A 23,176-nucleotide genomic window follows, 5' to 3' on the forward strand; every position below is an offset into this window, starting at 1 on the left:
AGCGCGGATTGCCCGACAGGTCGCGGGTCAGACAATGCTTTCGATGAATGTTTCGTAAAATGTCACGGAACCCTTGGAACCTGCCTAAACTCCAAATTGCGCGGCTGGAACAATAACCGGCCCACTGGCGCCAGATCGGGCCAGACCCTTTGTCCATTGGTATGCACATAAAGAGAACAAAGCTATGAAACGGATTCTTCTCGGTACTCTCTTCACCGCTGTATCCATCAACGCCATGGCTCAAGCGCCTGGCGGCCCGGATTGCGGTTGGGGCAACATGCTGTTCGAAGGTCAGCGTGGCACTCCGGCTCACTTCCTGGCATCCACCACTAACGGCACTTCCGGCAACGCAACATTCGGCATGACCTCGGGTACCAACGGTTGCTCGACCAATGCGTCGCTGACCTACGGCGGCAAATCCTGGCTGGCCATGAATGGCATGATGAATGAGCTGTCCGAAGATATGGCTAAAGGTCAGGGCGAAGCGCTGACTACTTACGCCGTAGTACTGGGCGTGGCGCCGGAAGACCGTGCGCACTTCGCTGCTGTGACTCACGAGCACTTCCAGCAGATCTTCAGCAAAGCTGACGTGACCGCTGAAGACGTGCATACCAACACTGTGTCCGTTTTGAAGAACGATGCTCGTCTGGCCAAATACGCCACTCAAGCATAAGCTCCACCCGCCCGTTCCTCTCGAGGAGCGGGTTTTGTTTTCTGGACCTGCCCTCTTGGGCAATGCCAACCGTGTAGGAGCTGTCGAGTGCTACGAGGCTGCGATCTTTGATATTCAGGATCAAAAGACCGCAGCCTCGTAGCACTCGACAGTTCCTACAGGCGATGGCATAAACCGCCCTGGTCTTTATTTTTTCGACTTAAGTTGCCCACTATGCTCAAACGCCTTGCCTGGCTGGCGCTCTGTGTCTGCGCCCCGCTGTCCGCCGCGCCACATATCGACAATCAACGTTTGCAGCAACTGGCCAACGATCCCTTCTGGATTTCTCTGGGTCATTACGAAACCGCCAAACTCGGCGGCTGGCGCAGCTATGTCAGCGACCGCAAATTCTTTCTCGCGGCCGACGGCAACGAACATCCTGACCGCGAACTGGCGGCAACCGTGCAAGCGCTGTACGGGCCTGCCAGTGCCGGCGAACAACACGCTCAATGCGTCTATCCGGCGCGCACCCGCTGGCTCAAGGCCCAACTTAACCTGACCGACCTGCCGACGCCGCAGTGCGCCGAGTTCAAGCAATGGTTCAAGGACGTGTCGCCGCACAGCACGGTAATGATCTTTCCTGCGGCCTATCTGAACAGCCCGTCGTCGATGTTCGGCCACACCTTGCTGCGCATCGACCAGGCCGATGTGCAAACCGACAAGACCGCGCTGCTCAGTTATGCGATCAACTTCGGTGCTTACATTGAAGGCTCGGACAACAGCATTCTGTATGCCTGGAAAGGTTTGATGGGTGGTTATCCGGGTTTGTTCGCGCTCGTGCCCTACCAAGAGAAACTTTCGGAATACCGCAGCCTGGAAAACCGTGATCTGTGGGAATACCGCCTGAACCTGACCCAGGCGGAAACCGAGCGCATGGTCGAGCACGTCTGGGAACTCAAGCAGATCCAGTTCGATTATTTTTTCTTCGACGAAAACTGCTCCTATCGTTTGCTGGAGCTGCTGCAAGTGGCACGGCCGGGTCTGCGCCTGACGGAACAATTCCCGCTGACTGCGATTCCGACCGACACTGTAAAAGCGGTGAAAGAGGCCGGGCTGGTCGAATCAATTCAGTACCGTCCTTCCCGCGAGCGTGAGCTGCTGAGTCGCGCCGAACCGCTCGATCCTGAAGAGCAACAGTGGGTGCTGAAAGTCAGCGCTGACCAGAAACAGCTACAGGATCCGGCCTTCAAGGCGCAGCCCCGCGACCGCCAGGCGCTGATCATTGATGCCGCCTACCGTCTGGAACGCTACCGCGCCAACGGTCAGGAACGCGATGCGAATCGAGCGCAGCGCAGCTTTGAATTGTTGCGAGCTATCAATCAGAACCCTGCGCCGGAACTGGACATTGCGCAACCGGGTCTGCCCGAGAACGGTCATGAATCGCGCACCTGGCAGGCCGGCATCGGTACGCGCGGCGATCAAGCCTTTGGCGAATATGGCCTGCGCATGGCGTATCACGATCTCAACGACAATGCCGAGAGCTTCCCGCTGGGCGCGCAGATCGAGATTTTGCAGATGAAACTGCGTCAGTACGAAGGCAATAACTGGCAATTGCAGCAACTGGATCTGGCGACGATTCGCTCGCTGACTCCGCGCAATGAGCTGTTACAGCCGCTGTCGTGGCAAGTCACCGGCGGCCTGGAGCGAGTGCCGGGCAAGCACGACGACGAAACCCTGGTCAGCCACGTCAATGGCGGCGCTGGCGGTACCTGGCAACTGAGCGAAGACATGCTCGGTTTCGCGTTGGGCACTGTGCGCGTCGAGCACAACAACGACTTCGCCGAATTCATCTCGCCGGCAGCAGGTTTCAACAGCGGTGTGTTGTGGCAGAACCCGTTAGGCAATTTCAGCCTGGAAGCCAGGGGCGATTTCTTTACCAATGGCGAAGTACGCCGCAGCGTCAGTCTGAATCAGCAATGGGAATTGTCGCGCAACCTCGGCTTGCGCCTGAGTGCCCAACGCGAATTCAGCCACCTCGCCTCGCCGGAAAACGAAGTGATGCTTGAAGTGAAGTGGTATCACTATTGATCCAGGCTTTGCAGGAGCCGGCTTGCTGGCGATAGCGATTTCGAATACGCCATCGCTGGGCAAGCCCGGCTCTTACGGTACTTAACCATTCGCCCACACCTGAGATTGGGTGAAACCAATGCCCGATGCCATGGCCCAAATCCTTATGAAGGGAGAAAAACCATGAGTCGCGCTTTCGTTAATGAAGATAATGCCGCTGCGCAGGCCGATCAGCCGGTTGAACGGCAGATCAGCGCGCAACCCAATTACGTTACGCCCACCGGCCACGCTCAGTTGCAGGCCAAGGTCGGCGAGCTGCAACAACTGCTCAGTGAGCAATCGGCCAAAGGCGAGCAGGCTGACAAGCAACGTCAGGCTGACCTCGAGCGCGATCTGCGTTATTTCACCCAACGCCTGCATAGCGCTCAGGTGGTGACTGCCGCGACATCGACGCAGAAGGTTCAGATCGGGAGCCGTGTAACCTATGCCGATGAGCACGACATCGAACAAACCGTGCAACTGGTCGGGGAAGATCAGGCCAATGCGGCAGCGGGCCTGATCAACTGGAGCTCACCGCTGGGCCGGGCATTACACGGTGCGCAACTGGGTGACGAAGTGCTATGGCAGCGCCCGGCAGGCGATCAGATGATCGAAATCATCCGCATCGAACCGGCTTAAATCACCCCATGCGCGAGCATGGCATCGGCGACTTTTACAAAGCCGGCGATGTTGGCGCCCTTGACGTAGTTGATCCGACCGTTTTCTTCGCCGTAATGCACGCACGCATGGTGAATCGACTGCATGATCGCGTGTAGCTTGCTGTCCACTTCGCCGCCGGTCCACAGCAGGCGCATGGCGTTTTGCGACATTTCCAGACCGCTTACGGCAACGCCACCGGCGTTCGAAGCCTTACCCGGCGCGAAGAGGATTCCAGCTTCAATAAACAGGTCTACCGCGTCGAGCGTCGTCGGCATGTTTGCGCCTTCCGCCACACAGACACAGCCATTGCGCAGCAGTGTACGAGCGGCCTCGGCATCGAGTTCGTTTTGCGTCGCACACGGCAGCGCAATGTCGCAGCTCAGCGACCAAGGGTGCTGACCGGCCATAAACTCCAGGCCAAAGCGCCCCGCCAGTTCGCTGATTCGACCACGATGGACGTTTTTCAGCTCCAGCAACGCCAGCCATTGCGCCTCGGTCAACCCCGCCTCGCAATAAAGCGTGCCTTCGGAATCGGAGAGCGAAATCACTTTGCCGCCCAGGTCCATGACCTTGCGCGCAGCATATTGCGCAACGTTGCCGGAACCCGAGATTGCAACACGTCGGCCTTCGACCGTTCCGCCGCTACGCTTGAGCATTTCTTCAGCGAAGTACACGCAGCCAAAACCGGTGGCTTCCGGACGGATCAGGCTGCCGCCATAGCTCGGACCTTTGCCGGTCAGCACGCTGGTGAACTGGTTGCTCAGGCGTTTGTACTGGCCAAACAGAAAACCGATCTCGCGCGCACCGACACCGATGTCACCTGCCGGGACGTCAACATCTGCGCCAATATGACGATACAGCTCGCTCATGAAGGCCTGGCAGAAGCGCATGACTTCGGCGTCACTTTTGCCTTTCGGGTCGAAATCCGAACCGCCTTTGCCGCCGCCCATGGGCAGTGAGGTCAGCGAGTTTTTGAAGGTCTGCTCGAAGGCGAGGAATTTCAGCACGCCGAGGTTGACCGAAGGATGAAAACGCAACCCGCCCTTGTAGGGGCCGATGGCACTGTTCATCTGGATGCGGAAGCCGCGATTGACCTGCAGTTCTCCGTGATCATCAACCCAGCAGACTCGAAACACAATCACCCGTTCCGGCTCGCACATCCGCTCCAGAATGCCGGAGGTTAGATAATGCGGGTTGGCTTTCAGAAATGGCCACAGACTGCGGAGGACTTCTTCTACGGCCTGATGAAATTCAGGCTGGTCAGGATCGCGCTTTTTTAGGCGGGCCAGGAAGGTGTCTACGGATTCGGTCATGGAAATGTCTCGGCAAATTTATTGTCGTTGGAAAAGATTTGGCCGGACTTTACCAAACACATGACGCACAAGAACAGTGCGAAATGTCGCATTTAAGAAACTAAATGGTGCAATTAATGTAAATCCCACGCTTTAATCAATGCAGCAGTGCGCTGAAATAGAGCCAAACAAAAAGGGCATGCTCCCTGATGAGCACGCCCCCGCTGACCCACCCGGGGTAGTCAAAAGAGCGTGCTCAGGGTGAACTATCGATAATCCGGATGTTGTGCTATCGCCAGCAGTACACTCACTACCAATACTTGGGTCGCAACACCTAGCGACTCGTCATCCAGATAGGTGGGTGCCAGTCGAATAGTGCTGTCTCGATGATCATTGCCACCTGGATGGGTCGCACCGGCATGCGTCAATGCCACGCCCACCTGCAGCGCAAGCTCAACCGCGCGCCGCGCACAGCCTTCAGGCAAGTGCAAAGTTACAAAATATCCGCCTTTCGGGCTCGTCCAGCTCACCTCATCAACGCCATCAAACCCGTTCGAAAGTTCGGCTTCAAGGCGTTCAAACTTGGGCGCGAGCAACGCACGGTGTTTTTTCATGTGATCCAGCAAACCGTTGCTGTCGCAAAAAAATAGCAAATGGCGCAGCTGGTTGACTTTATCCGGGCCGATGGTGCGACATTTGCGGTGACTCAACCACCAGGCGAGGTTGGCGGGTGAGGAGCCGATAAACGCCAAGCCCGCACCGGGCAAGATCATCTTCGAGGTCGAAGCGAAAATAATGCACCGATCGGCGTGCCCGGCTTTTTCACACATCTGTGCAATGGGTTGGTTCTGCACTTCATGGTCCGTCAGATGGTGAACAGCATAAGCATTATCCCAGAGCAGGACGAAATCCTTTGCTGCTGTGGGCATCTGGGCGAGCCTTTCCACAGTTTCACTGCAGTAAACGGTGCCGGTGGGATTACTGTATTTGGGTACGCACCACATCCCTTTTATCGCCGGGTCTGACGCGACCAGACGTTCAACCCGATTCATGTCTGGACCTGACTCACCCATAGGAACGGTAATCATCTCGATGTTGAATTCATCACACATCGAAAAATGGCGGTCATACCCCGGAACGGGGCAGAGAAACTTTATAACCGGCTCCTTCCCCCAAGGTCTGGGGCTGGTGCACAGTCCATGAGTGAATGCGTAACCGAGCGTCTCGTGCATCAGTGCGAGGCTGGAGTTCTCACCTACGGCGATCTGTTCCGCGGGTAATCCGAGCAGCGGCTGCGCAACCATCTCCCTGAGCTCGGGCATACCTTGCAAACAACCATAATTGCGCCAGTCGATAGCGTTTCGGGAAACGAAGTCCACTGTGCCGGGTAATGACAGGTAGGGAGTAGCCAGCTCCAACTGCGCAAGTGAGGGCAAGCCCCGTGTCATGTTAATGTCCAGTGCCGCTGCTTTTGCCCGGGAATAGCAGGTTTCAAGCTCTGCAAGCGTGAGCCGGCACGGGGACTCGTTGAAGCCCGTAAAAATATCCATTTAATTACCTTGATAGTTTTAAAGTGTGCATCCCGCACTCAAGTCAGATATAAAATACTTCCATACAATGTCGCGCAGCAGAACAGAGATTTGATGACGCTGCGTGAAACAGCTGCAACTAAGAATGCAAGCACAATGATTATTATCTTGACGATTTGATCACCTTCAAGGTGACCCATCCAGTGTCCAAACAGTGCATCACCAAATGCGATGGAATAGATGATTCCACCCGTGACTGCGCAAGCAGCATAACTCAAAAAAACATAAACGCTTCCGTCCCCGCTCACTTTGAATTTGCGGAAAATCAACACTGGCAGAAAACGCAAGCCGTACGACACGCTGGCAGCAACTAAAATCAAAGTCCAGTTATTCATGGAGTTTTCCCAGTAACCCTGTCAGCGAACAAAAACACGGCCCCCAACAATAGCGGGACAATAAACACATGATAGACACCGACCCAGGCGCCCACGACCGGAGTGGCTGCAAACCCGATCGCGGTAGCCGCGACAGGTCGCCACTTTGGCCAGGACATTCCCACAAGTGCAGTAAAGTGAATGGGTAATATCATAGCGATCACTGCGTAGGCGGTGACACCCAGATCGGCCCGTATTATGTAACCCAGTAGCGTGGCCAACATCGCGACGAACAAACTCGACAACCCACATCCCAGAAAATAGCGATAATTATCGTGAACGTCTTTTTTTCTAGCATTGGCCAGTGTAAATGTCGAGACAGATAACAACTGCACCGACCACATCATTTTCGCCATAGAGACGGACTTGAAGTGTTCACACAGCACGGACGACATGATCATGAACCGAAAATTCACCAATAGCGTAACCATTACCAAGGCCCAGATACCGATACTCCCATCGGACTGACCAATAAACACTTGGAGAGGCGCTGCGTGAACAGCCAATGTCATCACGACTGATTGAATCAACGTGAATCCGGCCGAGGCCAGTAAAACGCCGATGGAAAAAAACATGAACGTAAAAGCCAGGCAAACTGGCAAAGAATCAATACAACCTTTTACAAAGGCATCATTTCTAATACGGATTATTTTTTCTTGAAAAGAGCTCACAGGCATTCACCTTGACTTGCTGGAATCAGCACATCTTCTAAGGAAATCATTCCAGGCAACCTGAACACGATCCCGTCGTCAGATGCGACCTTCAGAAGTCTGGCCAGGGAGGTTGTTCAGGTACGCAAGGCTTTCGGACAGCGTGCTGCCACGGGTTTCGAAGCCTATCAAGCCTCTCCACTGATGTTTATGTATCGCCTGGACGAGACCAGGATAATCGAGTGTTCCCCGGCCCAGCGGGAAGTGCGAGTCGCGCTCACCTTTGTTGTCACTGAAAGACATACCCACCACATGCCGGTGCAATCGCTCAAAAACTTCGACAGGATTCCCGCCGTTGACATGGGCGTGAGATACATCGAAGAAGAACTTCAGACCCGGCACGCTATCCAACACCTCCGCATATTCTTCCTCCGTAACGCACACATAATAAAACGGATGGAATTTCGTGTAGTTGCTCAGATTCTCCAGCCATATCTCTACGTTTCGCTGACTGGCGTAATCAACAAGCTCGAGCAGATTATCGATGAGCATCGTCAACCCCAATCGACGAGCTTCAATGACCAGACGAGGCTCCACGATCCCGCCGCCATGAACGATGACAGGTGCACCGCCCAACGATGCACTCAGGTCCACCTCACGCTTAATATAATCAAGCGCCGCACCCCCCAACTCCCGAACGTCGCTCCCCAGAGGCGCCTTGAAGTTTCCGTGATATATGGGCTCTACACTGAGTCGCTGTATTGTTTCGAGCAGGGCGTCTATTCGACCAGCCGTCCAGTCGGAAGGACGCTCTCCCGGCAAGCTACCGTCGATATACCAATGGCTATATCCTTGAGCGGCAGCCTCCAGCGCTCCTTGCTCTGCCCTTAAATAGTTCTGCTGAGCGGCGCCTGCCATATACCCAGGCCACCTGTCAGCACGGACATCTGCATTATCAATTTCCATAATATTAGTTCACTCTCACACTGAAACGTGTACCGAAGCGCCTTGAAAATAAAACGCGCTGCAGCCGAAATAGTTAGTTTGATTCCACGCACACCCTGGGGCATGCATCACTCATTAACAAATGACCAAAGCAACCATAACGCATCATCGACAAAATGAAATAAACCAATCATTTCATAATATAAAGCACTGTAACAACCAAACGGTCTTCGGGCACAAAAAAGCCAACTGAGCCTCGTACCAACAGCGATAATTCATCAAACTATAAAATACACTTATGAATGCAACGTTTCACACTTTGTTACTTGCGCTTGAAAGGTTAGAGACATAACTTTAGAACGTACACTTCATTGCCTGATCAAGGACAAAAAAAAATCCGATGCCTGGGCAGGCATCGGATTTCGGTCAACAGCACTTGCAAGTCTTCAGACTGACTAAGGCTGCTCCAGCCATTGCGCCTGTCAGGCCAGCTTTTTGTGCCGCACGCGGTGCGGCTGGGCAGCCGCTTCGCCGAGACGCTTCTTGCGGTCGGCTTCGTACTCGGTGTAGTTACCTTCGAAGAACACCGCTTGCGAGTCGTCTTCGTACGCCAGAATGTGCGTCGCTACGCGGTCCAGGAACCATCGATCGTGAGAGATCACAATGGCGGCGCCCGGGAAGTCCAGCAGGGCTTCCTCCAGGGAACGCAGAGTTTCAACGTCGAGGTCGTTGGATGGTTCGTCGAGCAACAGGACGTTGCCGCCCTCCTTCAGAGTCAGCGCAAGGTGCAGGCGACCGCGCTCACCACCGGACAGGTCCTTGACGAACTTCTGCTGGTCGCCGCCCTTGAAGTTGAAGCGACCGACGTAGGTACGCGACGGGATCTCGTAGTTGCCAATACGAATCTGGTCGGAACCGTCGGAGATTTGCTGGAATACAGTTTTACTGCCGTCCAGGTCTTCGCGGCTCTGATCGACGCACGCCAGTTGCACGGTGTCGCCGACTTCGATAGTGCCCGAATCCGGCGTTTCCTTGCCCATCAGCATGCGGAACAGGGTCGATTTACCGGCACCGTTACCGCCGATCACGCCGACGATCGCGCCTTTAGGCATGGAGAACGACAGGTTGTCGATCAACACCCGGTCGCCGTAGCCCTTGGATACGTTCTTGAATTCGATGACCTTGTCGCCCAGCCGCGGACCGGCCGGGATGTAAATCTCGTTTGTTTCGCTGCGCTTCTGGAATTCCTGCGACTGCATTTCTTCGAAGCGTTGCAGACGTGCCTTGGATTTGGACTGGCGGGCCTTGGCGCCTTTGCGCACCCACTCCAGCTCTTCCTTCATGGCTTTTTCATGGGCCGACTGCTGCTTGGACTCGGCAGCCAGACGATTGGACTTGGCTTCAAGCCATCCGGAATAGTTGCCCTCGTAAGGAATACCGGCGCCGCGGTCGAGCTCGAGGATCCAGCCGGCGACGTTGTCCAGGAAGTATCGGTCGTGCGTAATTGCTACCACGGTGCCCGGGAAGTCATGGAGGAAGTGCTCCAGCCAGGCGACGGAATCGGCGTCCAGGTGGTTGGTCGGTTCGTCCAGGAGCAACATGTCCGGGGCTGACAACAGCAGGCGGCACAGGGCAACACGTCGTTTTTCACCACCGGAGAGGAATTCGACCTTGGCATCCCACGCCGGCAAACGCAGCGCATCGGCCGCCACTTCCAACTGACGATCCAGGTTGTGACCATCGCTGGCCTGCAGAATCGCCTCGAGCTTGGCCTGTTCGGCAGCCAGCTTGTCGAAGTCGGCATCTTCCTCGGCGTAAGCGGCGTAGACCTCGTCCAGGCGAGCCTGAGCGTTCTTGATCACGCTGACCGCTTCCTCGACCACTTCACGCACGGTCTTGGTTGGATCAAGAATCGGTTCCTGGGGAAGATAACCGATGTTCAGTTCCGGCATCGGGCGTGCTTCGCCCTCGAATTCGGTATCGACGCCAGCCATGATTTTCAGCAGCGTGGATTTACCCGACCCGTTAAGGCCGAGCACGCCGATCTTGGCGCCGGGGAAGAATGACAGCGAAATGTTTTTCAGGATTTCCCGCTTCGGCGGAACAACTTTACCCAGCCGATGCATGGTGAAGACGTATTGAGCCATGGAGAACCTTGGGTCAGTGACAATGAATGATTGGAGCGCGGGCGAGGCCCGGCCAGACCGTGCGCATCGTCCGCTTGATCGCGTGCGCGCTGAAAAAGTCTGAGTCTAGGAGCTGGAACGCTCCCGCGTAACCGGCAAAGCTACCTTAATGACAAGTGGCAGTCCAGCCGAGCGGCGCTGGCACTTTGCCACAACTCAAGGCATGCTAGCCGCCCTTCGGGCGTCCGGCTTATAGTGCACGTCGCGCCAGTCCAGCCAAACCGCAGGATTACAGTTTGCCGAATGCCTCCCCACTCCTGACCTCTCGTGCAGCGACCGTTGCGCCCGGTTCCCCTTTGCGCGGAACCCTTAAAGGCGCTCTGGCGACCTTGGTGTTGTTGCTGCTGGCATTGCTGTTCTGGCAGTTGCTCGATCAACTGCGTGAAACCCAGAAAAACCAGCGCCAATACACCATTGACTACACCGCTGACCTCGCCGCACAGGTCAGTCTCAATATGGCCCTGAATGCGCAGATTGCCCTGAATCTGCTGCCCATTGTCGAACACCCGCAAGGCGCCGCCGAGCAACAGGCCTTGCTGCGTAAAGTGCAACAGTCGTTACCGGAGGTGCGCAGCCTCGCGCTGCTGAGCCCTTCCGGGAAAATTCTCAGTGACACGGCGGACAACGCCATCGACGCCGATTACCTCGCCGATCTGGTACGCCGCAGCCGTAATCAGGCCCACTATTTCAGCAATGCCGAGGACGGCTCGACCGTTCACTTGTTGCTGCATCAGGCCAGTGGCAGCGGTCGTGGCTACTGGGCTCTGCGCCTGACTCCGACTTTTTTCTCGTCACTGACACAGCACGAGGGAGGCGTCATCCGGCCTCTATGGTTGGTGGAAAATCGCCTCAATCATCAGATCATCAGTCGCGACGAGATGCTGCCTGCGACCCGACCCGCCCTGCTCTCCGAGGATGATCTGGCTAACAGTGTGCTGACAGTCCCGCTGAGCAGCAGCGACTGGCAGATGCGCGGCCTGTTCGACCGACAACGTGTGATCGAGGAGCTGCTGCCAGCCTTTATCGCCAAATGCCTGTTGGGATTGGCGTTCTCCCTGCTGCCGCTGATTGCGCTTTTGAACATGCGTCGCCGTCAACTTCAGGTCAGCGAGGGTCGTCGGCGCTATCAGGATATTTTCGACGGCACGGGCGTGGCGCTATGTGTGCTGGATGTCTCCAGCCTGAAGGGCGTTTTCGACAAGGCCCGGCTGCGCACTGGTGCCCAGCTGGACGCGTGGCTGGCGGTCCCGGAGCAAAAGCATCTGTTGTTGCGGCAACTGCGTATCACCGAGGTCAATCAGGTCGCCCTGCAACTGCTCAATGTCCATACGCCCGAGCAAGCCTGGAACTTGCTGATCTCCGGCAATTCACTGGACGGTGCTGCCATCGGCACTCAGGTTCTGGAAGCGGTCCTGACACAGCAGAAACAGCTGGAACTGGAGATCACGCGCGAGGACGCCAACGGTCGAGACCAGCATCTGTGGCTGGTGCTGCGCCTGCCGGAAGACACCAGCGGCTATAAAGCGGTAATCCTCAGTATCAGCGACATCACCAGTCGCAAACTTATCGAATTATCACTGCTTGAGCGTGAAGGATTCTGGTCGGACGTGGTGCGCACCGTGCCTGATCACCTGTACGTACAGGACGTGGTCAGTCAGCGGATGATTTTCAGCAACCACCATTTGGGCCAGACCCTGGGCTACAACCGCACCGAACTGCACCAGATGGGCGAGTACTTCTGGGAAATTCTTCTGCATCCGGAAGATGCCGACGACTACCACCGTTCCCGGCAGGTTCAGCGGCACGCCGGCTACAGTCAGCTATTGCAGTGTCAGTTGCGCTTCCGTCACCGCGATGGCCAATGGCGGCGCTTTGACATACGCGAGCAAGCGCTGGCACGGGACAAGCAAGATCAGGTCACGCGCATCATCGGTGTGGCCAAAGATGTCACCGAGCAGATTGAAGCCAGCGAATCCTTGCGTGATAGCGAGCAACGCTACCGAATGCTCGCCGAAAGCATCAGCGATGTGATTTTTTCCACCAACAGCAAACTCTCGCTCAATTACGTCAGCCCTTCAGTGCAAGCCGTGCTGGGTTACGACGCTGACTGGATCTTCTTGAACGGCTGGCAATCGACCATCGCCAACCCGCAACAACTGACCGGAATCACCGAGCTGATGGACCGGGTGAGCAAGGCGCTGGACAAGCCCGAGCAGCTGGAACAGTTGCGCAACCAGGTGCAAACCCAGCTGTTTCTGTTCGATTGCCTGCGAGCCGACGGGCGCAAGATCCCGATCGAGCTGCGACTTGTGCTGGTGTGGGACGAACACGGCGCCTTCGAAGGCGTGCTGGGCGTCGGTCGCGACATCAGTCAGCAACGCCGCGCCGAGAAAGATTTGCGCATGGCGGCCACGGTTTTCGAGCACTCGACCTCGGCGATTTTGATTACCGACCCGGCCGGCTACATCGTCCAGGCCAACGAAGCGTTCAGTCGTGTCAGCGGTTATGCAGTGGAGCAGGTGCTCGATCAACTGCCGAACATGCTCACCGTGGACGAACAGCAGAACGCGCATCTGCGCTATGTCATCAAGCAGCTCAATCAGCACAGCACCTGGGAAGGCGAAGTATGGTTGCGCCGGCGCAACGGCGAACATTACCCGGCCTGGGTCGGGATCACGGCGGTGCTCGATGACGAAGGCGACCTGGCCAGCTACGTGTGTTTCTTCAGCGACATCAGCGAGCGCAAGGCCAGCGAACAGCGGATTCACCGCCTCGCCTATTACGACGCACTGACGCATTTGCCCAACCGCACCCTGTTTCAGGATCGTCTGCACACTGCTCTGCAGTCGGCGGAACGGCAGAAATCCTGGGTGGTGCTAATGTTCCTCGACCTGGACCGCTTCAAGCCTATCAACGATTCCCTCGGCCACGCTGCCGGCGATCGCATGCTCAAGGAAATGGGCACGCGCTTGCTCGGTTGCGTAGACGATGACGATACCGTGGCGCGCATGGGCGGCGACGAATTCACCCTGCTTCTGCAGCCGCGGGTCAACCGCGAGGTGGCGTTGAACCGGGCAATTCATGTCGCCGAGCAAATTCTCGCCAGCCTGGTGAAACCCTTTGTGCTGGAGGGGCGCGAGTTCTTCGTCACTGCCAGTATCGGAATCGCATTGAGTCCGCAGGACGGTAACGAACTCAGTCAATTGATGAAAAATGCCGACACCGCGATGTACCACGCCAAGGAACGCGGCAAGAACAACTTCCAGTTTTATCAGACCGACATGAATGCCAGCGCGCTGGAGCGTCTGGAGCTGGAGAGCGATTTGCGCCACGCCCTCGAGCAGGATGAGTTTTCGCTGTATTACCAGCCCCAGTTCAGCGGCGATGGCAAGCGTCTGACCGGCGCCGAAGCCTTGTTGCGCTGGCGTCATCCGCGCCGTGGCCTGGTGCCGCCGGGAGACTTTATTCCGGTGCTGGAAGAGCTGGGGCTGGTGGTGGATGTGGGCGACTGGGTCATCAGCGAGGCCTGTCGTCAGCTCAAGACCTGGCATCAGGCCAAGGTGCGTGTGCCGAAGATGTCGGTGAACATTTCCGCGCGGCAATTCTCCGACGGCCAACTCGGGACACGGATCGCCACAATTCTCAAGGAAACAGGGCTGCCGCCAGCGTGCCTGGAGCTGGAATTGACCGAAAGCATACTGATGCGTGAAGTTGGCGAGGCGATGCAGATTCTCGACGGCTTGAAAAACCTCGGGCTGAGCATTGCCGTCGACGACTTTGGCACCGGCTATTCATCGCTCAACTACCTGAAGCAGTTCCCTATCGACGTGCTGAAAATCGATCGCACGTTCGTCGATGGCCTGCCGTCCGGCGAGCAGGACGCGCAGATCGCCCGGGCGATCATCGCAATGGCGCACAGCCTGAACCTGGCGGTGATCGCCGAAGGCGTGGAAACCCATGAACAGCTCGAATTCCTGCGTGAACACGGGTGCGATGAGGTTCAGGGTTATCTGTTCGGACGACCGATGCCGGCTGCCAGGTTCGAGGCGCAGTTCTGTAATGATGCGCTCTTCGTGTTTGATTGATTGAAGCTGACAGCTTCAATCAATCAAACACGAAGAGTAGCTGCAAGCTGCAAGCTTCAAGTGGCAAGCTACAAGCAGAAGCCGGTCATCTGTCGCTTTCAGCTTGCCGCTTGTAGCTTTCAGCTTGCAGCTGAATTCCTTTCATATGCCATCCAAAAGCGGTTGGGTTAGAATGCTCCCCTTTTCTGCCCCGATCCTTGAGGACCGCCATGTTCAGCCGTGATTTGACTATTGCCAAGTACGACGCCGATCTCTTTGCCGCCATGGAGCAAGAAGCTCAGCGCCAGGAAGAGCACATTGAGCTGATCGCTTCGGAAAACTACACCAGCCCTGCGGTGATGGAAGCTCAAGGCTCGGTACTGACCAACAAGTACGCCGAAGGCTACCCGGGCAAGCGTTACTACGGTGGTTGCGAGTTCGTTGATATCGTCGAGCAACTGGCCATTGATCGCGCCAAAGAGCTGTTCGGCGCTGATTACGCCAACGTTCAGCCGCACGCCGGTTCGCAAGCCAACAGTGCGGTGTACCTCGCCCTGCTGCAAGGCGGCGACACCATCCTCGGCATGAGCCTCGCCCACGGTGGTCACCTGACCCACGGCGCCAGTGTTTCCTCTTCCGGCAAGCTCTACAACGCCGTCCAGTACGGCATCGACACCAACGGCCTGATCGACTACGACGAAGTCGAGCGCCTGGCGGTCGAGCACAAGCCAAAAATGATCGTGGCCGGTTTCTCTGCCTATTCGCAGATCCTCGACTTCCCACGCTTCCGCGAAATCGCGGACAAAGTCGGCGCTTACCTGTTCGTCGACATGGCCCACGTGGCCGGTCTGGTCGCCGCTGGCGTATACCCGAACCCGGTGCCATTCGCTGACGTCGTGACCACCACCACGCACAAGACCCTGCGCGGCCCACGTGGCGGCCTGATCCTGGCGCGCGCCAACGCCGACATCGAGAAAAAACTCAACTCTGCCGTTTTCCCGGGCGCCCAGGGTGGCCCGCTCGAGCACGTCATCGCGGCCAAGGCGATCTGCTTCAAGGAAGCGTTGCAGCCAGAGTTCAAAGCCTACCAGGAGCAAGTGGTAAAGAACGCCCAGGCCATGGCCGAAGTGTTCATCGAGCGCGGTTTCGACGTGGTGTCCGGCGGTACCAAGAACCACCTGTTCCTGCTGTCGCTGATCAAGCAGGACATCTCCGGTAAAGACGCCGACGCCGCGTTGGGCAAAGCATTTATCACCGTCAACAAGAACTCCGTGCCGAACGATCCACGCTCTCCGTTCGTCACTTCCGGTCTGCGCTTCGGCACCCCGGCTGTGACCACTCGCGGCTTCAAGGAAGCAGAGTGCAAGGAACTGGCCGGCTGGATCTGCGACATCCTGGCTGACCTGAACAACGAGGCGGTGATCGACGCCGTTCGTGAGAAGGTCAAGGCCATCTGCAAGAAGCTGCCGGTGTATGGCGCTTAATTGCGGCGTTAAATCGCAGCAGTAAAAAACCGGCCAGTGATGGCCGGTTTTTTTTCGTCTGCGATTTGTAGGAGCTGCCGAAGGTTGCGATCTTTTGATCTTGATCTTGGAAAAAAGAAAAAGATCGCAGCCTTCGGCAGCTCCTACGTGATAAAGGCACCGGTCTGACCGGTCATGCCAATTTTGATATTTTCACTTGTCTTCGACGAAAACTCGAGCGTAGACTGCGCCTGCACTGGACATACCGGTAAGACCACAATAATTAAGTCCTGAATCCGATGCGTTCAGCGCACGGCAGCCAGGACACCGACCAGGATTCCTCCCATGCTCAGATGGTGCTCGCGTTCAATCTTCCTGCAAGTGGTTCTCGGACTGGTGCTCGGCATCGTCTGCGGGCTGACACTTCCCGAATACTCCGCACAACTCAAACCCCTCGGCGACGGTTTCATCAAGTTGATCAAGATGCTCATTGGCTTGATCGTATTTTGCGTAGTGGTCAGCGGGATCAGCGGTGCCGGCGACCTGAAGAAAGTCGGCCGCATTGGTCTCAAATCGGTGATCTACTTCGAAGTGCTGACTACCATCGCCCTGATCATTGGCTTGGTGTTCGCCTTCAGCACTGGCATCGGCAGCGGCGCCAACATTCATCTGGATCAGCTGTCTGCCGCCGACATGGGTGACATCGCCCAGCGCGGGCAGCACATGCACACCACCACGCAGTTCCTGATGGACTTGATACCAACGTCGGTGATCGGCGCCTTTGCCGAGAACAACATTCTGCAAGTGCTGCTGTTTTCGGTGTTGTTCGGCAGCGCGCTGAACCTGGTGGGCGAAGCGGCCTCAGGCATCTCCCGGCTGATCAATGAGCTGAGCCACGTTATTTTCCGCATCATGGGCATGATCGTGCGTCTGGCGCCCATCGGCGTGTTCGGCGCAATTGCCTTCACCACCAGCAAATACGGTCTGGATTCACTACAACATCTGGGCAGCCTCGTCGGCTTGTTTTACCTGACCTGCGTGGCGTTCGTGTCGTTGATTCTCGGCCTGGTGATGCGCCTTTCCGGCCTGAAAATGTGGCCCTTGCTCAAATACCTGCGTGAAGAATTGCTGATTGTCATGGGCACCGCCTCCTCGGACGCCGTGCTGCCGCAAATCATGCGCAAGCTTGAGCATCTGGGCATTGGCAGTTCCACAGTCGGACTGGTCATTCCAACCGGCTACTCGTTCAATCTGGACGGCTTTTCGATCTACCTGACGCTGGCCATCGTGTTCATCGCCAACGCCACTGGCACGCCACTGGCCATGACCGATTTGCTGACCATTCTGCTGGTCTCACTGATCACCTCGAAAGGCGCCCACGGAATTCCGGGCTCGGCGCTGGTGATTCTCGCAGCAACCCTGACCGCCATCCCGGCTATTCCGGTGGTCGGTCTGGTGCTGGTGCTGGCGGTGGATTGGTTCATGGGCATCGGCCGGGCGCTGACCAACCTGATCGGCAACTGCGTAGCCACCGTGGCCATCGCCCGCTGGGAAAAGGACATCGATGTGCAACGTGCGAATAAGGTGCTGAGCGGTCAGGTGGGTTATACCTTCCAACCGAAAAAACCGATTGCTCCGGCACATCAGCAAGAATTTTAAACATCGCGTGCCTGCCCAAGTGGCAGGCACTTTATAGCGACTTGGAGCGAACAGTGATTACCTCGTCAACCGTCGTCAATTCAGTGGTAGAAAAACTTCGGGCCGCGCTGGCCCGGGGTCAGTGGCGTTCCGGCGAAATGTTGCCCGGCCAGCGTGAACTGGCCGAGCAATTGGGCATCAGTCGGCCAAGTCTGCGTGAAGCGGTGATCGTGCTGGAAACCCTCGGGCTGGTGCGCTCTATGCCGGGCAAGGGTGTGGTGGTGCTCGACGCTAATCTCAGCGACAGCCAGACTCACGACAGCGCTGTGGCCGGTGCCAGCCTGGAAGATGTGCTGCAGCTGCGTTACACCCTCGAACCGTTCATTGTCGGCCTGGTGGCTCAGTCGATCAGCAGTAAGGAAGTCGGCCAATTGCGCCTGACCTTGATGGACATGCGCGAAGCGCTGGACGCCAACGATAGCGAAGCGGGGGTCAACGCGTACATCGCATTCCACGAAGAGCTGTTCACGCTGACTTCCAATCCGATCTTCCAGAGTGTGGTGCAGCAAACCAGCAACGCCCTCAAACAAAGCGCCGAAGTGTTGCGCAATTCCCCCGAGCATCTGGCTGAACGTCTCGAAGAGAACGAAGCCGTAGTGCGCGCCATTCGCAGCAAGAACAGCGCGCAGGCCAGCCTGGAAATGCGTCGACATATCCTCCGCGAGGGCCAGCGGATGGGCATCGAACTCAACATCCCGGATGACAACTTCGGTCGTTAACCTTCCAGAGGAGACCTGCCATGAACAGCTTCGCCTCACCGCACACGCTGACTGCCCTGCCTTTGCGACCGCAAACGGAGGATCTGTACGCGCGGGTTTTCGACGCTATTCTCGACCAGCGCATCAGCCCGACCAGCCGTTTTAGCGAGGACAGCCTGGCGCAGATGTTCGAGGCGCGTCGCAGTGACATTCGCAACGTGCTGACGCAGTTGGCCCATCAGCAGGTCATCGTCCTTCGCACCCATCATCGACCTCGCGTAGCTACGCTGGATAGTGAGCAGGCGCGCCAGACATTGCATGCGCGGCGGCTGACAGAAACCACCCTGGTACGACTGGCTTGTCAGGCGCGCGTGAAGGACTTGGGATCCTTGCAGCTGCTGGTTGAAAGCCAACGTGAATGCACCGCTCGGGGCTCGTCGATTCGGCTATCCGGGGAGTTTCATCTGCGCCTGGCGGAAATGGCGGGAAATGCACCGTTGGCGCACTTTCTGGGGAGCCTGGTGCCGTTAAGTTCATTGGCAAGCGTGCAGTCGGGTGTGCGAACCAGTGATTATTGCGTCTGGCAGACTCACCAAGAGATTCTGCATGCGGTGGCACGTGGAAACGCCGAGATGGCTGTGGCCTTGCTGACCCGGTATCTGGACCAACTGGAAGAGACGCTGCTGCACTCTGGAGCGGTAGTCAGCCAGAATCGTGTTGCCGGCTAGATCGCCATCGTCGGGATGCCGCCCAGAGCAGGCTCGCTCCACATTTGAAATGCCCCTGTGGGAGCGAGCCTGCTCTGGGCGGCATCCCGACGATGGCGGCATCAGGCTCGCTGAAAATTTCGCGGCTTAATCCGCCGCCACCCGCGCGAACCCCTCGCGAATCTTCTCTTCCGGCAGCTCATCGGCAATGAACACGATCACGCTTTCGCGCGTTTCGTCATCGGCCCATTCGGTGTCCCAGTCGAAACCGTAAAGTTTCAGCACTCCCTGAAATACCATCCGCCGTGGCTCGCCGGCGATGCTCAAGACGCCTTTGTAGCGCAGCAATTGCTTGCCATGTTCTTCCAGCAGTTCATTCATGAACTCGCTGAGCTTGTCGATATCCAGCGGTTTGTCGGTGCGCAACACCAGGCTGGAGATACGGTCGATGGAGGCCGCCGTGCTGACCGGACGCAGGCTGAAGCCGCCGCCCAGGTCGGCATTCAGGTTGAACCCGCGCACATCAAGCATTTGCGCCAGGTCGATGCTGCCGTGATCAACAGTGTGAATGGGCGCGCGACGGTTGATGCGGGCCAGACGTTCACTCAACGCGGTAAAGGTCTGGTCATCGACCAGATCTCGCTTGCTCACCAGCAAGCGGTCGGCGAAACCGATTTGTGCCTGGGCGATGGTCTGGGTCAGGTGAACATCGGCGTGCGCCGCATCTACCAGGGTGATGATGCCGTCGAGGATGTAACGCTCGCGCAGCTCTTCATCAATGAAGAAGGTCTGCGCCACCGGGGCCGGGTCGGCGAGGCCGGTGCATTCGATCACCAGCCGGTCGAAGGCAATTTCGCCGCTGTCGAGGCGTTCAAGCAACAGGTAGAGCGCTTTGGTCAGGTCGGTGTGGATGGTGCAGCAGACGCAGCCATTGGACAGCGTCATCACCTGCACCGGCTCGTCGCCCAACAGTTGGGTATCGATACCGGCGTCGCTGAATTCATTTTCGATCACGGCGATTTTCAGGCCGTGCTCGGCTTTGAGCAGGTGCCGCAGCAGCGTGGTTTTACCAGCGCCGAGGAAGCCGCTGAGGATCGTGACCGGGATGGGCGAGGACAACGGGTATCTCCTGTTCACAAAAATAAGTATCAGCATAAGACAAATGTGGGAGCGGGCTTGCTCGCGAAGAGGGCGTGTCCGTCAACACTGATGTTGAATGGCACACCGCCTTCGCGAGCAAGCCCGCTCCCACAGGGATTGCTGTATTAACCCGGAAACCGGATCAACAGCACTTGGGCCCACCCTTGCCACCGTAACGCGCTTCCTGACGTTCGCGGAAGAACATCTCGTAGCTCATCACTGGCTTGTCCGGATGGTTGGTTTGCATGTGCTCGACATAGTTGTCGTAGTCGGGCATGCCGACCATCAGGCGTGCGGCCTGGCCGAGGTATTTACCGAGGCGACTCAAGTCATTGAACATGCTGCATTCCTCGCTTACGCATCCGGCAGAGCCTGAAATGGCGCTTCTTTATCCGTACGTTCCTTGGTGCCCCAGGCGGCGATGCCGACTTTGAGGGCAAAGAACAGGATGCTGAAGACCACGAACAGGAACAGTGCTGTCAGCGTGGCATTGGTGTAGGCGTTGAAGATCACATGTTGCATCTGATCAATGTTTTTGGCCGGAGCCAGGATCTGCCCATTGGCCAGCGCATCACTGTATTTTTTGGCCAGCGACAGGAAGCCGATCGCCGGGTTGGCGTCAAACAGCTTGATGAAGCCTGCGGTGGTGGTGCAGATCAGCAGCCAGACGGCGGGCAACATGGTCACCCAGATGTAGCGCTGACGCTTCATCTTGATCAGCACGACGGTGGCAAGCATCAGCGCGATACCAGCCAGCATCTGGTTGGAGATGCCGAACAGCGGCCACAAGGTGTTGATGCCGCCCAGTGGATCGATCACGCCCTGATAGAGCAACCAGCCCCACATCGCCACACATCCCGCCGTGGCAATCAGGTTGGCGGTCCAGGACTCGGTGCGTTTCAGCGCAGGAACGAACGAACCGAGCAGGTCCTGCAGCATGAAACGTCCGGCACGGGTCCCGGCATCCACAGCGGTCAGAATGAACAGTGCCTCGAACAGAATCGCAAAGTGGTACCAGAACGCCATGGTGTTTTCACCCGGCAGGACGCTGTGCAGAATCTGCGCGATCCCCACCGCCAGGGTCGGTGCACCGCCGGCACGGGCGAGAATGGTGGTTTCACCAATGTCCTTGGCCACTGCCTCCAGCGCTTCGGGAGTAATCGCAAAGCCCCAGCTGCTGACCGTCTGCGCCACCGAGATCACGTCACTGCCGACGACCGCGGCCGGGCTGTTCATGGCGAAGTAAACGCCTGGCTCGATCACCGAAGCGGCCACCATCGCCATGATCGCGACGAAGGATTCCATCAGCATGCCGCCGTAACCGATATAGCGGGCATTGACCTCGTTATCTAGCAGTTTGGGCGTAGTACCAGAGGAAATCAGCGCATGGAAGCCGGAAACCGCGCCACAGGCGATGGTGATGAACAGGAACGGAAACAGACCGCCCTTCCATACCGGCCCGGTGCCGTCGATGAACTGCGTCACTGCCGGCATTTTCAGCTCGGGCATGGTCACCAGAATGCCGATCGCCAAGGCGATGATGGTGCCGATTTTGAGGAAGGTCGACAGGTAGTCACGCGGTGCCAGAATCAGCCAAACCGGTAACGAGGCCGCTACGAAACCGTAGCCGACCAGCATCCAGGTAATCTGCACGCCTGTGAAGGTGAACGCCTTGGCCCACACCGGATCGGCGGCAATCTGCCCGCCCAGCCAGATGGAACCCAACAGCAGTAGCACGCCAACGATGGATATCTCACCGATGCGGCCCGGGCGGATATATCGCATGTAAATGCCCATGAACATCGCAATCGGGATCGTCGCCATCACGGTGAAGATGCCCCACGGGCTTTCCGCCAGCGCTTTCACCACGATCAGCGCCAGCACCGCGAGGATGATGATCATGATCAGGAAGCAGCCGAACAACGCGATGGTGCCGGGAATACGGCCCATTTCTTCACGCACCATGTCGCCAAGCGAGCGGCCGTTGCGGCGAGTGGAGAGGAACAGAATCATGAAATCCTGCACTGCACCGGCCAGCACTACGCCGGCAATCAGCCAGAGCGTGCCGGGCAGATAGCCCATTTGCGCCGCCAGCACCGGCCCGACCAAAGGCCCGGCGCCCGCAATAGCGGCAAAGTGGTGACCGAATAGAATGTGCTTGTTGGTCGGGACATAATCCAGACCGTCATTGTTGAGCACTGCGGGGGTTGCCCGACGTGCATCGAGTTGCATCACGTTGTTAGCGATGAACAGACTGTAGTAACGATACGCCACCAGATAAATGGCCACCGCAGCAACCACAATCCACAAGGCGTTGATCGCCTCGCCCCGGCGCAATGCCACTACGCCCAGGGCGCACGCTCCCACGATTGCCAGCAGCAGCCAGGGTAAGTGGCGTACCAGGCTATTATTATTTTTCATTTTATGATTCCAGCCAGAGTGGACAAGAAAGACAGCCACTGCGAGTTTAGCTCGCCTGACGATAAAGGCCATAGCCCGACGTTAGACGCATCTGCTGGCGGCGCTGGCAGTTGCCAACGATGCAGGTCTATAGTCAGCGCACACCTTGAGGATTGCGCCATGAGCGAACTGCCTGCCGATCGACGCCGCTTCAAACGTATCGCGTTCGACGCCCGAACCGAGCTGAGTCAGGGCCAATTGAAATGGCCTGTGAAGCTGATCGATTTGTCGCTGAAGGGGCTGCTGATTGAAAAGCCCGATCCCTGGCTGGGAAAGCCGGAGGAGGAATTTTCCGTAGACATTCATCTGAGCGATGACGTCGACATAGAAATGGATGTGCGATTGACCCATGACGACAACGGGCAACTGGGTTTTGTCTGCCATCACATCAGTCTGGAGTCCATCGAGCTTCTACGGCGCCTCATAGAGTTCAACCTTGGAGATCCCGAGGAACTCGAGCGCGAGCTGGGCGCCTTGATCGAAGTGTGACCC

The 23,176-nt window shown here is 57.2% G+C and carries 18 protein-coding genes; 9 read left to right on the forward strand and 9 right to left on the reverse strand.

From position 1 onward, the window contains the following. Positions 1–184: 184 nt before the first annotated feature. The 3 genes from F8N12_RS03055 (at position 185) to F8N12_RS03065 (ending at position 3,397) form a co-directional block, all read left to right on the forward strand. Positions 185–673 carry a DUF3015 domain-containing protein gene (locus F8N12_RS03055; protein ID WP_028624601.1) on the forward strand — a complete coding sequence of 163 codons (489 nt, stop codon included), beginning with the start codon at positions 185–187 and terminating at the stop codon, positions 671–673. 213 nt (positions 674–886) lie between these two features. Continuing rightward, positions 887–2,740, forward strand: a complete 1,854-nt coding sequence (locus F8N12_RS03060; RefSeq protein ID WP_150579109.1) for a DUF4105 domain-containing protein — start codon at positions 887–889, stop codon at positions 2,738–2,740. A 162-nt stretch (positions 2,741–2,902) separates the two neighbouring features. Further along, positions 2,903–3,397, forward strand: coding sequence for a GreA/GreB family elongation factor (locus tag F8N12_RS03065; RefSeq protein ID WP_150579110.1), 495 nt, complete (start codon positions 2,903–2,905; stop codon positions 3,395–3,397). Here F8N12_RS03065 and gdhA read toward each other — a convergent pair. The 6 genes from gdhA to ettA form a co-directional block, all read right to left on the reverse strand. Continuing rightward, positions 3,394–4,731: an NADP-specific glutamate dehydrogenase gene (gene gdhA, locus F8N12_RS03070; RefSeq protein ID WP_150579111.1), complete on the reverse strand. Its 1,338-nt coding sequence runs from the start codon at positions 4,729–4,731 to the stop codon at positions 3,394–3,396. The genes F8N12_RS03065 and gdhA overlap by 4 nt on opposite strands. A gap of 245 nt (positions 4,732–4,976) precedes the next feature. Then, positions 4,977–6,260 (reverse strand): aminotransferase class I/II-fold pyridoxal phosphate-dependent enzyme, encoded by a 1,284-nt coding sequence (locus tag F8N12_RS03075; RefSeq protein ID WP_150579112.1) that lies wholly within the window; start codon positions 6,258–6,260, stop codon positions 4,977–4,979. Between the two features lie 38 nt (positions 6,261–6,298). Continuing rightward, positions 6,299–6,634 (reverse strand): AzlD domain-containing protein, encoded by a 336-nt coding sequence (locus F8N12_RS03080; RefSeq protein WP_150579113.1) that lies wholly within the window; start codon positions 6,632–6,634, stop codon positions 6,299–6,301. Further along, the gene (locus F8N12_RS03085; protein WP_150579114.1) at positions 6,631–7,344 is read right to left on the reverse strand and encodes an AzlC family ABC transporter permease; all 714 of its coding nucleotides are present in this window, start codon (positions 7,342–7,344) and stop codon (positions 6,631–6,633) included. The genes F8N12_RS03080 and F8N12_RS03085 overlap by 4 nt, the downstream gene beginning before the upstream one ends. 78 nt (positions 7,345–7,422) lie before the next feature. After that, positions 7,423–8,289 carry a sugar phosphate isomerase/epimerase family protein gene (locus F8N12_RS03090; protein WP_150579115.1) on the reverse strand — a complete coding sequence of 289 codons (867 nt, stop codon included), beginning with the start codon at positions 8,287–8,289 and terminating at the stop codon, positions 7,423–7,425. Between the two features lie 461 nt (positions 8,290–8,750). After that, positions 8,751–10,415, reverse strand: coding sequence for an energy-dependent translational throttle protein EttA (gene ettA / locus F8N12_RS03095; protein WP_150579116.1), 1,665 nt, complete (start codon positions 10,413–10,415; stop codon positions 8,751–8,753). A 275-nt stretch (positions 10,416–10,690) separates the two neighbouring features. Here ettA and F8N12_RS03100 point away from each other — a divergent pair, with 275 nt between their 5' ends. The 5 genes from F8N12_RS03100 (at position 10,691) to F8N12_RS03125 (ending at position 19,105) form a co-directional block, all read left to right on the forward strand. Beyond that, positions 10,691–14,539: a bifunctional diguanylate cyclase/phosphodiesterase gene (locus F8N12_RS03100; RefSeq protein WP_150579117.1), complete on the forward strand. Its 3,849-nt coding sequence runs from the start codon at positions 10,691–10,693 to the stop codon at positions 14,537–14,539. A 209-nt stretch (positions 14,540–14,748) separates the two neighbouring features. After that, positions 14,749–16,002, forward strand: coding sequence for a serine hydroxymethyltransferase (glyA, locus tag F8N12_RS03105; protein WP_150579118.1), 1,254 nt, complete (start codon positions 14,749–14,751; stop codon positions 16,000–16,002). Between the two features lie 324 nt (positions 16,003–16,326). Next, positions 16,327–17,640, forward strand: coding sequence for a C4-dicarboxylate transporter DctA (locus F8N12_RS03115; protein ID WP_150579119.1), 1,314 nt, complete (start codon positions 16,327–16,329; stop codon positions 17,638–17,640). Positions 17,641–17,693: 53 nt separating this feature from the next. After that, the gene (locus F8N12_RS03120; RefSeq protein ID WP_150579120.1) at positions 17,694–18,398 is read left to right on the forward strand and encodes a FadR/GntR family transcriptional regulator; all 705 of its coding nucleotides are present in this window, start codon (positions 17,694–17,696) and stop codon (positions 18,396–18,398) included. Between the two features lie 20 nt (positions 18,399–18,418). Next, complete coding sequence (locus F8N12_RS03125) at positions 18,419–19,105, forward strand: GntR family transcriptional regulator (protein ID WP_150579121.1); 687 nt, start codon at positions 18,419–18,421, stop codon at positions 19,103–19,105. A 126-nt stretch (positions 19,106–19,231) separates the two neighbouring features. Here the strand turns inward: F8N12_RS03125 and yjiA are convergent, their stop codons facing one another. From yjiA to F8N12_RS03145, 3 genes are all read right to left on the reverse strand, one after another. Next, the gene (yjiA, locus tag F8N12_RS03130; RefSeq protein WP_150579122.1) at positions 19,232–20,203 is read right to left on the reverse strand and encodes a GTPase; all 972 of its coding nucleotides are present in this window, start codon (positions 20,201–20,203) and stop codon (positions 19,232–19,234) included. Positions 20,204–20,366: 163 nt separating this feature from the next. Beyond that, positions 20,367–20,564 (reverse strand): YbdD/YjiX family protein, encoded by a 198-nt coding sequence (locus F8N12_RS03140; RefSeq protein ID WP_028620750.1) that lies wholly within the window; start codon positions 20,562–20,564, stop codon positions 20,367–20,369. Positions 20,565–20,578: 14 nt separating this feature from the next. After that, positions 20,579–22,645 carry a carbon starvation CstA family protein gene (locus F8N12_RS03145; RefSeq protein WP_150579123.1) on the reverse strand — a complete coding sequence of 689 codons (2,067 nt, stop codon included), beginning with the start codon at positions 22,643–22,645 and terminating at the stop codon, positions 20,579–20,581. Positions 22,646–22,804: 159 nt separating this feature from the next. On the opposite strand from F8N12_RS03145, the gene F8N12_RS03150 reads away from it, so the two are divergent. Beyond that, complete coding sequence (locus tag F8N12_RS03150) at positions 22,805–23,173, forward strand: PilZ domain-containing protein (protein WP_150579124.1); 369 nt, start codon at positions 22,805–22,807, stop codon at positions 23,171–23,173. Positions 23,174–23,176: the final 3 nt, after the last annotated feature.

Source organism: Pseudomonas fluorescens (assembly GCF_902497625.1).
GTDB lineage: Bacteria > Pseudomonadota > Gammaproteobacteria > Pseudomonadales > Pseudomonadaceae > Aquipseudomonas > Aquipseudomonas fluorescens_BQ.

What these genes read in the sequence shown, in the direction of transcription:
- F8N12_RS03140 (WP_028620750.1), bottom strand. Translation starts at nt 20,564, where the DNA reads ATGTTCAATGACTTGAGTCGCCTCGGTAAATACCTCGGCCAGGCCGCA.
- ettA (WP_150579116.1), bottom strand. Translation starts at nt 10,415, where the DNA reads ATGGCTCAATACGTCTTCACCATGCATCGGCTGGGTAAAGTTGTTCCG.
- F8N12_RS03150 (WP_150579124.1), top strand. Translation starts at nt 22,805, where the DNA reads ATGAGCGAACTGCCTGCCGATCGACGCCGCTTCAAACGTATCGCGTTC.
- F8N12_RS03125 (WP_150579121.1), top strand. Translation starts at nt 18,419, where the DNA reads ATGAACAGCTTCGCCTCACCGCACACGCTGACTGCCCTGCCTTTGCGA.
- F8N12_RS03090 (WP_150579115.1), bottom strand. Translation starts at nt 8,289, where the DNA reads ATGGAAATTGATAATGCAGATGTCCGTGCTGACAGGTGGCCTGGGTAT.
- F8N12_RS03080 (WP_150579113.1), bottom strand. Translation starts at nt 6,634, where the DNA reads ATGAATAACTGGACTTTGATTTTAGTTGCTGCCAGCGTGTCGTACGGC.
- gdhA (WP_150579111.1), bottom strand. Translation starts at nt 4,731, where the DNA reads ATGACCGAATCCGTAGACACCTTCCTGGCCCGCCTAAAAAAGCGCGAT.
- F8N12_RS03060 (WP_150579109.1), top strand. Translation starts at nt 887, where the DNA reads ATGCTCAAACGCCTTGCCTGGCTGGCGCTCTGTGTCTGCGCCCCGCTG.
- glyA (WP_150579118.1), top strand. Translation starts at nt 14,749, where the DNA reads ATGTTCAGCCGTGATTTGACTATTGCCAAGTACGACGCCGATCTCTTT.
- F8N12_RS03145 (WP_150579123.1), bottom strand. Translation starts at nt 22,645, where the DNA reads ATGAAAAATAATAATAGCCTGGTACGCCACTTACCCTGGCTGCTGCTG.
- F8N12_RS03075 (WP_150579112.1), bottom strand. Translation starts at nt 6,260, where the DNA reads ATGGATATTTTTACGGGCTTCAACGAGTCCCCGTGCCGGCTCACGCTT.
- F8N12_RS03115 (WP_150579119.1), top strand. Translation starts at nt 16,327, where the DNA reads ATGCTCAGATGGTGCTCGCGTTCAATCTTCCTGCAAGTGGTTCTCGGA.
- F8N12_RS03065 (WP_150579110.1), top strand. Translation starts at nt 2,903, where the DNA reads ATGAGTCGCGCTTTCGTTAATGAAGATAATGCCGCTGCGCAGGCCGAT.
- F8N12_RS03055 (WP_028624601.1), top strand. Translation starts at nt 185, where the DNA reads ATGAAACGGATTCTTCTCGGTACTCTCTTCACCGCTGTATCCATCAAC.